Origin of the sequence: Agrobacterium salinitolerans, from assembly GCF_027498475.1 — a bacterium.
In the GTDB taxonomy this organism is placed as follows: domain Bacteria; phylum Pseudomonadota; class Alphaproteobacteria; order Rhizobiales; family Rhizobiaceae; genus Agrobacterium; species Agrobacterium salinitolerans.
In genome coordinates this window covers 464,131-480,023 of the sequence record NZ_JAPZLN010000001.1, presented here as the reverse complement: position 1 = coordinate 480,023, position 15,893 = coordinate 464,131, and the positions used below count along the sequence as shown (strand labels likewise).

Here is a 15,893-nt window from a genome sequence, read left to right as displayed (position 1 = left end):
GGGTTTTGATCGAGACCTTCAGGATGTTCCTGTGGGCAGCGGTGCCGTGTGTGTTGTGTTGGTGCGGGCAAAGCCGCTAGTGTCGGCGCTCTTTTCCGCAACACGATATGACATCGGCAGGCCATTGACGGACGTTCTGACAACCGCTTCCCTGATCTCGGAAGAGAGCCGCGCGACGGCCACTCCGATGATGGAGCAATATATCGAGATCAAGGCGAACAATCCCGGTTCGCTGCTGTTCTACCGCATGGGCGATTTTTACGAATTGTTCTTCGACGATGCGGTGGAGGCTTCCCGCGCTCTCGGCATCACGCTGACGAAACGCGGCCAGCATATGGGTCATGATATCCCGATGTGCGGCGTCCCCGTCCATGCGGCGGATGACTATCTCCAGAAACTCATCCTGCGCGGTTATCGTGTCGCCGTGTGCGAACAGGTGGAAGACCCGGCGGAAGCGAAGAAGCGCGGCTCGAAATCGGTGGTCAAGCGTGATGTGGTGCGACTTGTCACGCCCGGCACGCTGACCGAAGAAAAGCTGCTGTCGCCGACGGAATCCAACTATCTGATGGCGCTGGCCCGTATTCGGGGTAGTGCGGAGGCGCAGTTCGCGCTCGCCTGGATCGACATTTCCACCGGCGTCTTCCGTCTGGCGGAAACCACGCTGACCCGGCTTCTGGCCGATATCTGGCGCATCGATCCGCGCGAGCTGATCGTCGCCGATAGCCTGTTCCATGATGAAGAGCTGCGGCCGGTTTTCGATGTGCTGGGCCGGGTCGCGGTGCCGCAGCCGGCGATCCTCTTTGACAGCGCCACGGCGGAAGGGCGCATTGCGCGCTATTTCAATGTCTCGACGCTTGATGGTTTCGGCACTTTTTCGCGCGTGGAACTGGCGGCCGCCGCCGCTGCCGTCGCTTATGTCGAAAAAACCCAGATTGCCGAACGCCCGCCACTCGGCGCGCCGGAACGCGAAAGCGCGGCCTCCACGCTTTTCATCGATCCCGCCACCCGCGCCAATCTGGAACTTGTGAAGACGCTGTCAGGCGAAAGGGACGGATCGCTCCTGCATGCCCTCAACCGCACCGTGACGGGCGGCGGTGCTCGGCTTCTGGCCGAACGGCTGATGTCTCCCTTGACCGATCCGGAAAGGATCAATGCCCGTCTCGATGCGGTCGCCTATCTCATCGATGACGTCTCCCTTTGCGATGGCCTGCGCGATGCGCTGAAACAGGTGGCGGACATGCCGCGTGCGCTTTCCCGTCTTGCGCTGGAGCGTGGCGGCCCGCGCGACCTCGGCGCCATCAGGCAAGGCCTTGCTTCGGCAGAAAAGATCGCGGCCATTCTCGATCAGGGATTGTTGCCGGATGAGCTTGCCGCGGCGCTCGCGGATTTGAAAGCCCTGCCGGGTGGTCTGGAAGCCATGCTCGGCTCGATGCTGGCCGATGAACTTCCGCTTCTGAAGCGTGATGGCGGATTTCTGCGCGAAGGCGCTAATTCCGAACTCGATGAGGTACGGGCGCTGCGAGACCAGTCACGTCGTGTGATCGCCGGGCTGCAGCTGAGATACGCCGATGAGACCGGCATCAAGTCGCTCAAAATCAAGCATAACAATGTGCTGGGTTATTTCATTGAGGTCACGGCGGGCAATGCCGATGTGATGACGACGACGGATGAGGCCAAGGCGCGCTTTATCCACCGCCAGACCATGGCCGGCGCCATGCGTTTCACCACCACCGAGCTTGCGGATCTCGAAAGCCGCATTGCCAACGCCGCTGCGCAGGCTTTGACCATGGAACTGGAAGCCTTCGAGCGCATGGTCAAGGCTGTTGTGCAACAGGCGGAAGCGATCAAGGCCGGTGCGCTGGCGCTTGCGGTGATCGATGTCGCCTCGAGCCTTGCCTATCTCGCCACCGAACAGGCCTATTGCCGCCCGATCGTCGATGCCTCCATGACCTTTTCCATCAAGGGCGGGCGCCATCCCGTGGTGGAGCAGGCCTTGCGGCGCCAATCCGCCGGACCGTTTATTGCCAATAATTGCGATCTGTCGGCCGTCAATAACGGCAAAAACGGTGCCATCTGGCTGCTCACCGGTCCCAACATGGGCGGTAAATCGACCTTTCTGCGCCAGAATGCCCTGATAGCCATCCTCGCGCAGATCGGGTCTTTCGTGCCGGCGGAAGCTGCTCATATTGGCGTCGTGGATCGCCTTTTCTCGCGTGTCGGCGCATCGGACGATCTGGCGCGCGGCCGCTCGACCTTCATGGTGGAAATGGTGGAAACCGCCGCCATTCTCAATCAGGCGACGGATCGTTCGCTGGTCATTCTGGACGAGATCGGCCGCGGCACGGCGACCTTTGACGGTCTTTCCATCGCCTGGGCGGCGGTTGAGCATCTGCACGAGGTCAATCGTTGCCGTGGCCTCTTCGCCACCCATTTCCACGAGCTGACGGTGCTGTCGGAAAAACTCGGCCGCCTTTCCAATGCCACGATGCGGGTGAAGGAGTGGGAAGGTGATGTCATCTTCCTGCATGAGGTCGGGCCGGGTGCCGCGGACCGTTCCTACGGTATTCAGGTCGCGCGTCTCGCAGGCCTGCCGGCATCGGTCGTGGACCGTGCCCGTGAGGTACTGACGAAGCTCGAGGATGCCGACCGCAAGAACCCGGCGAGCCAGCTGATCGACGACCTGCCGTTGTTCCAGATTGCGGTTCGCCGCGAGGAAACCCGCAAGGCAGGCCCCTCGAAAGTGGAGGAAGCTCTGAAGGGCTTCAACCCGGACGAAATGACACCGCGTGAGGCATTGGACGCGCTCTATGCGTTGAAGAAAGAACTTGGCAAGGCTTGAAGGGATAGAGTGCCTGTCCATCGGCTTTAAAACTCGCTATAGGACACTCCCATCGCAAGTGGTGGGATTTCCCACAGGACATGGATACCGGCATAGATGGCCATCAAGGACCTGGATTTTTCCGACATTCTCGATGTCTCGGCGCTGAAGCGCGATTGTGACGTCATCTTCAAGGAGGACGGCAAGCGCATCGCCGATATCAGGTCCGACCTGCTGCCGCTTTTCCGCAAGGCCAGCACGGAAGGCCGGGAAAAGGCGCGGGAACTGCTGAAAACCGATGGCAGTGGCATTGATTGCGCCCGGCGCATCTCCTGGCTTCAGGACCGGCTGATCGAAACGCTTTATGATCTCACCTGCCAATATGTCTATCCGAAAGATGCGCCACACATTGCCGTCGCTGCGGTCGGCGGTTACGGTCGCGGCACGCTGGCGCCGGGATCGGACATCGACCTTCTGTTCCTGCTGCCGGCCAAGAATACGCCGGATATGCACAAAGCCGTGGAGTTCGTGCTCTATCTGCTGTGGGATCTCGGTTTCAAGGTCGGACACGCCACCCGCACGGTGGATGAATGCATCCGCCTCTCCAAATCAGATATGACGATCCGCACCGCCATTCTGGAAGTGCGGGCGATCTGCGGCAAAAAATCCCTGACCGACGATCTGGAAAAACGCTTCGAGTCGGAAGTCGTTACCGGCACCGGTCCGGAATTCATCGCCGCAAAGCTCGCCGAGCGCGACCAGCGCCACCGCAAGGCGGGCGATACGCGTTATCTGGTGGAGCCGAACGTCAAGGAAGGCAAGGGCGGGTTGCGCGACCTGCACACGCTGTTCTGGATCGCCAAATATTATTACCACGTTCGCGATACGGCGGATCTGGTGAAGCTCGGCGTCCTGTCGAGATCAGAACTGAAGCTGTTCGAAAAGGCCGATGATTTTCTCTGGGCGGTTCGCTGCCAGATGCATTTCATCACCGGCAAGGCAGAGGAACGCCTCTCTTTCGATATTCAGCGCGAAATTGCCGATGCGCTGAACTATCAGCCGCGACCCGGCCTCTCCGCCGTCGAGCGCTTCATGAAGCATTATTTTCTCGTGGCGAAGGATGTCGGCGATCTGACCCGCATCGTCTGCGCTGCACTGGAGGACCGTCAGGCGAAAGACGTGCCCGGCCTTTCCGGCGTGCTAAGCCGCTTCGCCCACCGCGTCCGCAAGATTCCGGGCTCGGTGGAGTTTGTGGAAGACCGGGGGCGCATTGCGCTCGCCAAACCCGATGTGTTCAAGAACGACCCGGTCAATCTGATCCGGCTCTTCCACATCGCCGATATCAACAATCTCGAACTGCACCCGGATGCGCTGCGCGTGGTCACCCGCTCGCTCTCGCTCATCAATGACGAGCTTCGCGAAAACGAGGAAGCAAACCGGCTTTTCCTGTCGATCCTCACCTCGCGGCGCGATCCGGCGCTGACCCTGCGCCGCATGAACGAGGCCGGCGTTCTCGGCAAGTTCATCCCCGAATTCGGCAAGATCGTCGCGATGATGCAGTTCAACATGTATCATCATTACACGGTGGATGAGCATCTGATCCGCTCTGTCGGCGTTCTGTCGGAAGTGGACAAGGGAACGGCCATTGACGCCCATCCGCTCGCCAACCAGTTGATGCCAAGCGTCGAGGAACGCGAGGCGCTTTATGTGGCCGTGCTGCTGCACGATGTGGCGAAGGGTCGGCAGGAGGATCATTCGATTGCCGGTGCCCGCGTCGCCCGCAAGCTCTGCCAGCGTTTCCGCCTCACCGGCAAACAGACCGAAACGGTTGTCTGGCTGATCGAGCAGCATCTTTTGATGTCCATGGTCGCCCAGACGCGCGACCTGCACGACCGCAAGACCATCACCGATTTCGCCGACAAGGTGCAATCCATGGAGCGGCTGAAGATGTTGCTCATTCTGACGGTCTGCGATATTCGCGCCGTCGGCCCGGGCGTCTGGAACGGCTGGAAGGGGCAGCTGCTGCGTTCGCTCTATTACGAAACCGAACTGCTGCTGTCAGGCGGGTTCTCGGAAGTTTCCCGCAAGGAGCGCGCGCAGATCGCCCGGCAGGCGCTATACGACGCCCTTGAGGATTGGGGGCAGAAGGCGCGGCGCAAATACACCAAGCTGCACTATGAGCCCTATCTGCTGACAGTGGCGCTGGAAGACCAGGTGCGCCACACTCGCTTCATCCGCGAGGCTGACAAGCAGGAAAAAGCGCTGTCGACCATGGTGCGCACCCACTCCTTCCATGCCATTACGGAGATTACCGTGCTGGCGCCGGACCATCCGCGCCTGCTATCCATCATCACCGGCGCCTGCGCGGCGGCGGGCGCAAACATCGCCGATGCGCAAATCTTCACGACGTCCGACGGGCGGGCGCTGGATACGATCCTCATCAATCGCGAATTTCCGATCGATGAGGACGAGACACGGCGCGGCAATAATATCGGTAAGCTCATCGAGGAGGTCCTGTCCGGCAAGCAGCGCCTCCCGGAAATGATCGCCACGCGCACCAAAAGCCGCAAGAAGAAGAGCGCTTTCACCATTCCGCCGTCGGTCATCATTTCCAACGGGCTTTCGAATAAATTCACTGTCATCGAGGTCGAGTGCCTCGACCGACCGGGGCTTCTGGCGGATATGACGGCCGTTATCGCCGATCTGTCGCTCGATATTCACTCTGCCCGCATCACTACCTTCGGCGAAAAGGTCATCGACACCTTTTATGTGACTGACCTCTTCGGCCAGAAGGTGACGAATGATAATCGGCAGGCCAGCATTGCGCAGCGCTTGAAGGCTGTGATGAGCGAGCAGGAAGACGAATTGCGCGACCGCATGCCGAACGGCATCATCGCCCATCCAGACGTGGCGGCTCTGCCGGCCGCGCGCACGGCGAAGGCTTGATATCATGAGCCTGATCGGCAAGTTCGCCACCGTTGGCACCGCCACGCTCGGCAGCCGCATTTTCGGCTTCCTGCGCGAAACCCTGATGGCCGCCGCCGTCGGCACGGGGCCTGTGGCCGACGCCTTCAACGCCGCGTTCCGGTTTCCCAACACCTTTCGGCGGCTTTTTGCCGAAGGTGCGTTCAACTCGGCTTTCGTGCCGCTTTTCGCCAAGGAGATCGAGGCGAACGGCATGGAGGGCGCAAGACGTTTTTCCGAAGAGGTCTTCGGCGTTCTGTTCACCGTGCTTCTGGCCCTGACAATTCTGATGGAATTGTCGATGCCGTTCATCGTGCGCACCGTTATTGCGCCGGGCTTTCTGGAAGACCCGGTGAAATTCGAAAACACCGTTCATCTCGCCACCATCATGTTTCCTTATCTCGCCTGCATGTCTTTGGCGGCGATGATGGGCGGCATGTTGAACTCGCTGCACCGTTATTTCGCGGCCGCGATCGCCCCTGTCTTTCTCAACATCATCCTCATCGGCGTGCTCGCCTTGGCATGGTGGAAGAATTACGATCCTTTGCAGGTGGGTTATGCGCTCTCGTGGGGCGTGATGGCGGCGGGTCTGGTGCAACTCGCCATCGTCTGGATCGCCGTGCGCAATGCCGGCATGCGCATCGGTTTCCGCAGGCCGCGGCTGACGAAGAACGTGCAGCGCCTTCTGGTTCTGGCCCTGCCGGCAGCCATCACCGGCGGCATCACCCAGATCAATCTTTTGATCAACACCAATATCGCATCGGCCGGCGAAGGCGTGATCTCCTCGCTTGCCTATGCCGACCGGATTTACCAGCTGCCGCTCGGTGTCGTCGGCATCGCGGTGGCCACCGTGCTTCTGCCGGAACTGGCGCGGGCGTTGCGCGGCGGGCACATGGTGGAGGCGGGAAGCCTGCAGAACCGCTCGGTCGAATTCGTACTGTTCCTGACATTGCCCGCTGCTGCCGCCCTTTTGGTAATGGCGGAACCTATCGTTCGTTTTCTTTACGAGCGCGGCAACTTCTCGCCTTCGGCCACCGTCACCGTCGCGCAAATCCTTGGCATTTACGGTCTGGGCCTGCCGGCTTTCGTACTGATCAAGGCCTTCATTCCGGGCTTCTTCGCCCGCGAGGATACGCGCACACCGATGATCTTCGCGGCGATTTCCGTCGTCGTGAACGTTTCCCTGGCGCTGACACTGTTTCCGCGGCTTGGAGGCCCGGGCATCGCCATTGCCGAAATCACCGCCGGCTGGGTCAATGCCACCCTGCTGTTCGGCATGCTTTTGTGGCGCGGTCACTGGCAGGTGGATATTCCACTGCTCACCCGCATTCCACGCCTGCTGCTGGCTGCGGCCTTGATGGCCGGTTTCGTGCACTATGCGCTGACCTATTTGACTTTCGAATTGTCTTCCGCTTCGTCCATTTTCGTGCGGGCAGGCACCATCATGGCTCTCGTCTTCGCGGCCATGCTGGTTTATTTCGTGCTCGCTTTCGTTTCCGGCGGCGCCGATATCGGTATGGTCAAACGAGCCATCCGCAAGCGCGGCAAGAAGAACATCGAGACGGAGGCGGGCTGATGTGCTTTGCCGAGAACCGCCGCATCGCGCTCGTCACGCTTGTCGTGGACGATTACGATCGGGCGAAGGCGTTTTATTGCGACGTTCTCGGATTTGAGTGCCTTTCCGATCAGCCGCTTGGCGACGGCAAAAGATGGCTGGTGGTGAAGCCACAAGGAACCGAGGGCGGCGGCCTCCTGCTTGCCGAGGCGGATGGTGAGCCGCAGACGCTTGCTATCGGCAACCAGACCGGCGGGCGCGTCGGATTTTTCCTGCATACCGACGATTTTGCACGTGACTATGAAACCATGATTGCGCGCGGTGTGCGCTTTCTGGAAGAGCCGCGCCATGAGATTTACGGCTCCGTTGCGGTCTTTGCCGATCCTTATGGAAATCGCTGGGATCTTCTGGAACCGCGCGGCTGACATGCCCTGAAACCGCTTGATTGCTGGGGGCTGCGGGTGCATAAGCGCGCGTGCAATTCCAACCATGGGGCGGGGCCCTCCACAAGCCTTTTCGAGGACGACAATGAACGCATTCAAGCCGCTGGTTTTCTCGGGCGTCCAGCCGACCGGCAATCTGCATCTCGGCAATTATCTCGGCGCCATCCGCAAATTCGTGGCGCTGCAGGAAGATAACGACTGCATCTATTGCGTCGTCGATATGCATGCCATCACCGCCCAACTCGTTCACTCCGACCTGAAGGCCCAGACCCGCTCGATTGCGGCCGCCTTTATCGCCGCCGGCATCGACCCCGTGAAGCACATCGTCTTCAACCAATCGGCGGTGCCGCAGCATGCCGAACTGGCCTGGGTGTTCAACTGCGTGGCGCGCATCGGTTGGATGGAGCGCATGACACAGTTCAAGGACAAGTCCGGCAAGAATACCGAGCAGGTGTCGCTTGGACTGCTCGCCTATCCGAGCCTGATGGCCGCGGACATCCTTGTTTATCGCGCCACCCACGTTCCTGTCGGCGACGACCAGAAGCAGCATCTTGAACTTGCCCGCGATATAGCCCAGAAATTCAACATCGATTTCGGCGACCATATCCGCAAGGCGGGCCTCGGGCTGGATATCACCGTGGGCGATGAGCCGGTGCACGCCTATTTCCCTATGGTGGAGCCGCTGATCGGTGGTCCGGCGCCGCGCGTGATGTCGCTGAAGGACGGCACCAAGAAGATGTCGAAGTCCGATCCCTCCGATCTGTCGCGCATCAATCTGATGGACGATGTCGATGCGATCTCGAAGAAGATCAAGAAGGCAAAGACCGATCCGGATGCGCTGCCGAGCGAAGTGGAAGGCCTGAAGGGTCGCCCCGAGGCCGAAAACCTCGTCGGTATCTATGCCGCGCTTTCCGACAGGACCAAGGCGGATGTTCTTTCCGAATTCGGCGGACAGCAGTTCTCGGCCTTCAAGCCGGCCCTGGTCGAGCTTGCCGTCCATGTTCTGGCCCCCGTCAACAACGAGATGCGCCGCCTTCTCGATGACCCGACCCATATCGACGCCATCCTCAGCCAAGGCGGCGAGCGGGCGCGCACCATTGCCGAAAAGACGATGAACGAAGTGCGCGACATCATCGGCTTCCTGCGCTGACAGGTCGCTGCTGCGCGAATGCGGCTGGCGGTTTGCGCCTGCCGTGATTTGATATAATCTCCGCCCGAACCGTCGGGCGGTTTTGCGGATCACGGCGGACCTAGGGAGTGCAGAATGGTTTCAAAACGGCTGTCGCGTCTGGAAGGGCATCGTCGCAAGTTTCTCGCTGTTATCGATGACACACCGGAATGCGAAAGGGCCGTGCACTATGCCGGTCGTCGCGCCAAGAACTCCAATGGCGGTCTGGTACTGCTCTACATGATCCCGGAAGGCGATTTCCAGCAATGGCTGGGTGTCGAGCAGATCATGCGGGCCGAGGCGCGGGAGGAGGCGGAAGCCACGCTTGCGAAGATTGCCCAGAAGGTGCGTGAGACCATCGGCATCGAGCCGGAAGCGGTGATCCGTGAAGGCAGCGCAACCGAGCAGATCCACGGGTTGATCGAGGAAGACCGCGATATCGCGATTCTCGTTCTGGCTGCGGGATCGACCAAAGAAGGGCCGGGACCGCTCGTTTCCTCCATCGCCGGGCGAGGGGCAGCCTTCCCGATCCCCGTCACCGTACTGCCGGATACGCTGTCGGACGAGGAAATCGACGCACTCTGCTGACGCCGGGGTTGGGGCAAGATTTAGGGGCTGACGATTTCTTGAATGTAATTATCATGTCAGGGCTTGAAGTGTAGCTTCGCCGGGCGTATTTTTTGGAAGAATTCTAAATTACGGGGCGTGAACCGCGGCCTCGAAGGAGACGACGATGTTCATTCAGACGGAAGCCACGCCCAATCCCGCCACGCTGAAGTTCCTGCCGGGCAAGGTGGTGCTGGAAAGCGGCACAGCGGAATTTCTCAATGCGTCGCAGGCGCAGGCCTCGCCCCTGGCGGAACGCCTTTTCACCATTCCGGGTGTGACCGGGGTCTATTTCGGTTTTGATTTCATCACCGTGACCAAGGACGATGCGGAATGGCAGCATCTGAAACCTGCCATCCTCGGCTCGATCATGGAACATTTCATGTCCGGCCGGCCGATCATGGGTACGGCGATTGCGGCCGAAGTCTCGGATGAGGAAGGCGAGTTCTTCGAAGAGGGTGACGAAACCATCGTCGCCACCATTAAGGAGTTGCTGGATACTCGCGTCCGCCCCGCCGTGGCGCAGGATGGCGGCGATATCACCTTCCGCGGTTTCCGCGATGGTACGGTGTTCCTGAACATGAAGGGCGCCTGCTCGGGTTGCCCGTCCTCCACCGCCACGCTGAAACACGGCGTTCAGAATCTGCTTCGCCATTTCGTGCCGGAAGTGCGCGAAGTCGAAGCGGTATAAAAGCGCAAGCCAGGCCATCATGATTGTTCTCGCACTCGACACCTCAGGTGTGGATTGTTCCGCCTGCGTTTATGACAGCGTCTCCGACAGGGTGCTCGGCGAGGTATGCGAAACGATCGGCAAGGGCCATGCCGAAAGGTTGATGGCGGTGATCGACGGTGCTCTGGAGCAGGGGCAACTGTCGCTCCAGAATGTCGGGCGCATCGCCGTGACCATCGGGCCGGGGTCTTTCACCGGTATCCGCGTCGGGGTCGCCGCCGCGCGCGGCTTTGCCCTGTCGCTCGGCGTCGAGGCCGTGGGCGTCACCACGCTTGAAACGCTGGCGCTTCATCATCTGCTTGCAAATCCCGGCCGGCCCGTGGCCGTTGCGCTGGATGCCAAGCGCGGCGAAGCCTATCTCCAGACATTCGGTGCGGATGGATCGCCGCTGCGCGATGCCGCGCTTCTGTCTCTGGACGACGCCCGAACGGCCACTAGTTGTTTCGACGGCGTCGTCATCGGTTCAGCCGCGCCGCTTTTGGCAGGGTCGGAGGCGGGTTCGGGGCCGGATCACTTCCCGGTCGCTTCGGTCGCGTTTGCTGCTGCGCGTAAGCCGGCTGGCCAGCCGAAACCTTCGCCGCTTTACCTGCGCGGGCCGGACGCCCGGCCGCAGACCGGTTTTGCGCTGGCACGTCAGGGCGTTGCCTGATAGGGCATTCGTCAGCCTGTGCGAATGATTCCCGTGATGCCCGATTCCTGTTATGTTTGACGACTATCTGACCTGGAAACCCTATTTCGAGATTGTGCCGATGCAGCATGAGGATTGCGCCGCGGTGGCGGAGTTGCATGCGCTGCGCTTTCCGCGCCCGTGGAACGACGGGGAGTTTTCCGGCCTGCTCACGCAAGGGGCTGTTTTCGGTGCTGTCGCACGCCAGACCAACGCCTTTTTCAGCAAGCCGCTCGGTGGTTTCGTGCTGGCGCGGGAAGTGGCGGGCGAGGCGGAAATCCTGACCGTTGCCGTGGCCGACAAGTTCGCACGCGCGGGGCTCGGCTGGCGTCTGATGCAATCGGCTATCCGCGAGGCGATGATGCGCGGCGCGGAAACCATGTTTCTCGAGGTGGATAATAATAACGCCTCCGCCGTCGGGCTCTATAAGAAGCTCGGCTTCAAAACTGTCGCGGAACGCAAGGCCTATTACACCGCCAAGGATGGAACGAAGTCGACGGCGCTTGTCATGCGCCGCGATCTTCGCTAGTTCCCTGCGACAGGCATTTTTTCGGCGAAAGCCGCAAACCGCGAGTCTCAAAAGGCCAGAAGACGTGACAGACCTTTCGAAAACGCTGGAGGAGCTTTGTGCCGAACGCGGCATGCGGATGACGGATCAACGCCGTGTTATCGCCCGCGTCCTTCAGGAGTCAGCCGACCATCCCGATGTCGAAGAGCTTTACCGCCGTTCCTCCGCCGTGGACCCGCGCATCTCGATTTCCACCGTCTACAGAACGGTGAAGCTGTTCGAGGATGCCGGCATCATCGAGCGTCACGATTTTCGCGACGGCCGCTCGCGCTACGAGACCGTGCCCGAAGAACATCATGATCACCTGATCGATTTGAAGAACGGCGTGGTCATCGAATTTCATTCGGCCGAGATCGAGGCCCTTCAGGAAAAGATCGCCCGTGAACACGGCTTCAAGCTCGTGGATCACCGGCTGGAACTTTACGGCGTGCCGTTGAAGCCAGACGAACGTTGAGACCCCGGTGAACGAGCGGGCGTTTTCCCCATGATGTGGCTCCGGACAGCCTATATTGCGGTCATTCTACTGATCGTCACGCTTGTCTTGCTGCCGCTTCAACTGCTGGGCCTTGCCTTCGACTGGCGGCTTCGCCGTCGCATTCCGCGCCTCTGGCATCGCATCGCCTGCCATGTCCTCGGCATCCGCGTTCATGTGCACGGCGATGTGGAGCGGGCGAAACCGCTGATGCTGGCGGTCAATCATGCCTCGTGGAAGGATATCCTCGTTTTGGGCAGCATTGCCGATGTGGTGTTCATTGCCAAGACCGAGGTGCGGGACTGGCCGGTGTTCGGCTGGCTCGCCCGCTTGCAGAAAAGCATCTTCGTTCAGCGTGAGCAGAAGCGCAGCACCGGCGCGCAGGTGAGCGAGATCGCCAGTCGCATGGCGGATGGCGAAATTGTCGTCCTGTTCCCCGAAGGCACCACCTCGGACGGTAACCGCATGCTCGCCGTCAAATCCTCGCTCTTCGGCGCGGCCTCCACCGCCGCTGAACAGGTGCCGGGAAAGCTGGTTTATGTCCAGCCGGTCGCCATTGCCTATACAAGGGTGCAGGGCATGGCAATGGGGCGTTACCATCGCGTCATCGCCGCCTGGCCGGGCAGCATCACGCTCGTGCCGCATCTGCTCGGCATCATCAGGGCCGGCGCCATCGATGTCGACGTGACATTCGGTGACAGCGTTCCGTTCCACAGCACGGATAACCGTAAGCGCTTGGCGACCGATGTTGCCGCCGCCATCCGCTCCATGCTGGCCTTCAGCCTGCGCGGCGGCTGGCGGAATTAGCGAGATCGTAGCTTTTCCGGCATTTTTCTGTTTAATCTGGCCGGGAAAAACACTAGATAGCCGCCATGACCCAGGAAACGCTTGGCCTTGACGCCACACCCATGATCGCCCGCAACGGTTCGAACAGCCGAAAGGTCTTCATCAAGACCTATGGCTGTCAGATGAATGTCTACGATTCCGTCCGTATGAGCGATGCGTTGGCGAAGGACGGTTACGTTCAGACCGAGGATATGGGCGAGGCGGATCTGGTTCTGCTGAACACCTGTCATATCCGTGAAAAGGCGGCTGAAAAGGTCTATTCGGCGCTTGGCCGCCTGCGCGACATGAAAAAATCGCGCGAAGAGCAGGGCCGCGAATTCATGATCGGCGTTGCCGGCTGTGTCGCGCAGGCGGAAGGCGAGGAAATCCTGCGCCGCGCGCCCGCCGTCGATGTCGTGATCGGCCCGCAGACCTATCACCGCCTGCCTGACGCCTTAAAGCGGGTGCGCGGCGGTGAGCGCGTCATCGAGACCGAATATGCGGTTGAGGACAAGTTCGAGCACCTGCCGGTCGCGGAGAAAGCGACATTGCGGACACGCGGCGTCACGGCGTTCCTGACCGTGCAGGAAGGTTGCGACAAGTTCTGTACCTTCTGTGTCGTCCCCTATACGCGCGGTTCGGAAGTCTCCCGCCCCGTGCGCCAGATCGTCGATGAGGCGATGAAGCTCGTCGATGCCGGCGTGCGCGAGATCACGCTGCTCGGGCAGAATGTCAATGCCTGGCAGGGCGAAGGCCCGAAGGGTGAGAAATGGGGCCTTGCCGAACTGCTCTACAGGCTGGCGGAAATTCCCGGCCTTGCACGGCTTCGCTACACCACCAGCCATCCGCGCGACATGGACGAGCGCCTGATCGGCGCGCATCGCGATCTGCGCATCCTGATGCCCTATCTGCACCTGCCTGTTCAGTCCGGCTCGGATCGCATTCTCAAAGCGATGAACCGTCGCCATACGGGTGAGGAATATATCCAGCTCATTGAAAAAATCCGGAGCGCGCGCCCTGATATCGCCATGTCGGGGGATTTTATTGTCGGCTTCCCCGGCGAGACGGATCGCGATTTCGAAGATACGATGGCGATGGTCGAGACCGTGAAATATGCGCAGGCCTTCTCGTTCAAATACTCCACCCGCCCCGGCACGCCGGGAGCCGATCTCACCGATCAGGTTGCGGAAGAGGTGAAGGCCGAACGACTGGAAAGATTGCAGGCCCTGTTGCTGCGGCAGCAGAAGGAATTTGCTGAATCGCTGGTCGGAAAAACCATGGATGTGTTGCTGGAAAAGCCCGGTCGCATGCCTGAGCAGTTGATAGGTCGCTCTCCGTGGCTGCAATCCGTGAATCTTGATGCAAAGACGTTGAAAATCGGTGACATTGTTAATGTACGAATCACCGCAACGGGTCCAAACAGCTTGTTTGCCGAGGTGGCAGGGAGTTAGAGTGAGGAGCCGACACTGATTGGGACAGGAGCCTGACCGCTTGAACGCACACGAATTGGTATCAAATTCATCGCGCCAGCCACGCCAAGCCGCGACCGACGCCAATCACTTCGTCCTCACGTTCGAGAATAACAGGATAGCGGGAGAGCTATTCGGTCAGTTCGATCAGAACCTGAAGCTCCTGGAGCAGCGCCTCAATATCGACGCTCGACCGCGCGGCAATTCCGTCGCCATCACCGGCGATGTCGTTGCCACCAATCAGGCTCGTCGGGCGTTGGATTTCCTTTATGAACGGCTGCTCAAGGGCGGAACCGCCGAGGTTTCCGATGTCGAAGGCGCGATCCGCATGGCTGTGGCCGCGGACGACCAGTTGACCTTGCCGACGATGGAACGCAAGGCGAAGATTTCCATGGCGCAGATTTCCACACGCAAGAAGACCATCGCTGCCCGCACGCCGACGCAGGACGTCTATATGCGGGCGCTGGAGCAATCCGAACTGGTTTTCGGTGTCGGTCCCGCCGGCACCGGCAAGACCTATCTTGCCGTCGCTCATGCGGCGCAGCTTCTGGAGCGCGGTGCGGTTGACCGCATCATCCTCTCACGCCCCGCCGTCGAAGCGGGTGAGCGTCTTGGCTTCCTGCCGGGCGACATGAAGGAAAAGGTCGATCCGTATCTGCGCCCGCTTTACGACGCGCTTTATGACATGATGCCGGGCGACAAGGTGGAGCGCGCCATTCAGGCGGGCGTCATCGAAATCGCGCCGCTCGCCTTCATGCGCGGCCGCACGCTGGCCAACGCCGCCGTCATTCTGGACGAAGCCCAGAATACCACGACCATGCAGATGAAGATGTTCCTTACCCGCCTTGGCGAGAACGGCCGCATGATCGTGACCGGCGACCCGAGCCAGGTGGATTTGCCGCGCGGCGTGAAATCCGGTCTTGTCGAGGCCCTGCAAATCCTTGGCGATGTGGAAGGCGTGTCCGTCGTGCGCTTCAAGGACGTCGATGTTGTTCGCCATCCGATGGTGGCGCGTATCGTCCGGGCCTATGAGTCCCATACGGCGGTGCCGGATGAGAGCCTCCTGAAGGGCGACTGACATAAAGACGATGACAGTTCTGGATATTCAAATCAGCGTCGAGGCCGAAGGCTGGTCCTCGGAAGAGGACTTGGCTGCCTTTGCCACCAGGGTGCTGGATGCGGCGGTCGATTTCCTGAAGCGGGAAGAGGACCAACCCTTCCCGAAAATGCCAGTGGAGCTGTCGCTGGTCTTCACTGACGACGAAAATATCCGGGAAATCAACGCCGAATGGCGTGACAAGGACAAGGCGACCAATGTCCTGTCTTTCCCGGCTTTTCCGCTGGAGCCGGGCGGAATGCCGGGCCCCATGCTGGGCGATATCGTCATCGCGCGCGAGACGGTTGAGCGCGAAGCCCTTGAACTTGAGAAGAGTTTCGAGGATCATCTGACCCATCTGCTCGTTCATGGGTTCCTGCATTTGTTCGGTTATGACCATATGGACGAGGAAGAAGCGGAAGAAATGGAGTCGCTTGAGACTCGCATTTTGGCGGTGCTTGGCCTATCTGATCCTTACGCGGGTCAGGAACCGCTTTAAATATTGTCTGGAG

General features: G+C 60.3%; 14 protein-coding genes. All 14 read left to right on the top strand.

Features of this window, described 5'->3' with window-relative positions; translation table 11 throughout:
• Nucleotides 1–187 precede the first annotated feature (187 nt).
• The 14 genes from mutS (at nt 188) to ybeY (ending at nt 15,880) form a co-directional block, all read left to right on the top strand.
• The gene (gene mutS / locus O9X91_RS02240) at nt 188–2,839 is read left to right on the top strand and encodes a DNA mismatch repair protein MutS (protein ID WP_142914223.1); all 2,652 of its coding nucleotides are present in this window, start codon (nt 188–190) and stop codon (nt 2,837–2,839) included.
• Nucleotides 2,840–2,935: 96 nt separating this feature from the next.
• Complete coding sequence (locus O9X91_RS02235) at nt 2,936–5,764, top strand: [protein-PII] uridylyltransferase (protein ID WP_142914209.1); 2,829 nt, start codon at nt 2,936–2,938, stop codon at nt 5,762–5,764.
• 4 nt (nt 5,765–5,768) lie between these two features.
• Nucleotides 5,769–7,358 (top strand): murein biosynthesis integral membrane protein MurJ, encoded by a 1,590-nt coding sequence (gene murJ / locus O9X91_RS02230; protein WP_142914210.1) that lies wholly within the window; start codon nt 5,769–5,771, stop codon nt 7,356–7,358.
• Nucleotides 7,358–7,762 carry a VOC family protein gene (locus O9X91_RS02225; protein WP_137409692.1) on the top strand — a complete coding sequence of 135 codons (405 nt, stop codon included), beginning with the start codon at nt 7,358–7,360 and terminating at the stop codon, nt 7,760–7,762. Before murJ ends, O9X91_RS02225 begins: the two co-directional genes overlap by 1 nt.
• A gap of 103 nt (nt 7,763–7,865) precedes the next feature.
• Entirely contained in the window at nt 7,866–8,930 is a 1,065-nt protein-coding gene (gene trpS, locus O9X91_RS02220) for a tryptophan--tRNA ligase (RefSeq protein ID WP_077984419.1), read from the top strand.
• A gap of 114 nt (nt 8,931–9,044) precedes the next feature.
• A complete protein-coding gene (locus O9X91_RS02215; RefSeq protein WP_003503758.1) occupies nt 9,045–9,536 on the top strand; it encodes a universal stress protein in 492 nt (163 codons plus the stop codon).
• A 145-nt stretch (nt 9,537–9,681) separates the two neighbouring features.
• A complete protein-coding gene (locus O9X91_RS02210; RefSeq protein WP_077984420.1) occupies nt 9,682–10,245 on the top strand; it encodes a NifU family protein in 564 nt (187 codons plus the stop codon).
• Between the two features lie 19 nt (nt 10,246–10,264).
• Nucleotides 10,265–10,933, top strand: coding sequence for a tRNA (adenosine(37)-N6)-threonylcarbamoyltransferase complex dimerization subunit type 1 TsaB (tsaB, locus tag O9X91_RS02205; RefSeq protein ID WP_269833574.1), 669 nt, complete (start codon nt 10,265–10,267; stop codon nt 10,931–10,933).
• A gap of 52 nt (nt 10,934–10,985) precedes the next feature.
• Nucleotides 10,986–11,480: a GNAT family N-acetyltransferase gene (locus tag O9X91_RS02200; RefSeq protein ID WP_077984422.1), complete on the top strand. Its 495-nt coding sequence runs from the start codon at nt 10,986–10,988 to the stop codon at nt 11,478–11,480.
• Nucleotides 11,481–11,544: 64 nt separating this feature from the next.
• Nucleotides 11,545–11,973 carry a Fur family transcriptional regulator gene (locus tag O9X91_RS02195; RefSeq protein WP_142914212.1) on the top strand — a complete coding sequence of 143 codons (429 nt, stop codon included), beginning with the start codon at nt 11,545–11,547 and terminating at the stop codon, nt 11,971–11,973.
• Nucleotides 11,974–12,003: 30 nt separating this feature from the next.
• A complete protein-coding gene (gene olsA, locus O9X91_RS02190) occupies nt 12,004–12,798 on the top strand; it encodes a lyso-ornithine lipid O-acyltransferase (protein ID WP_077984424.1) in 795 nt (264 codons plus the stop codon).
• Between the two features lie 65 nt (nt 12,799–12,863).
• Nucleotides 12,864–14,267: a tRNA (N6-isopentenyl adenosine(37)-C2)-methylthiotransferase MiaB gene (gene miaB, locus O9X91_RS02185; protein ID WP_162520625.1), complete on the top strand. Its 1,404-nt coding sequence runs from the start codon at nt 12,864–12,866 to the stop codon at nt 14,265–14,267.
• Nucleotides 14,268–14,307: 40 nt separating this feature from the next.
• Nucleotides 14,308–15,363 carry a PhoH family protein gene (locus tag O9X91_RS02180; RefSeq protein WP_077984425.1) on the top strand — a complete coding sequence of 352 codons (1,056 nt, stop codon included), beginning with the start codon at nt 14,308–14,310 and terminating at the stop codon, nt 15,361–15,363.
• Between the two features lie 10 nt (nt 15,364–15,373).
• On the top strand, nt 15,374–15,880 hold the full coding sequence (gene ybeY, locus O9X91_RS02175; RefSeq protein WP_137409694.1) for an rRNA maturation RNase YbeY: 507 nt from the start codon (nt 15,374–15,376) through the stop codon (nt 15,878–15,880).
• The last annotated feature ends 13 nt before the right edge of the window (nt 15,881–15,893 follow it).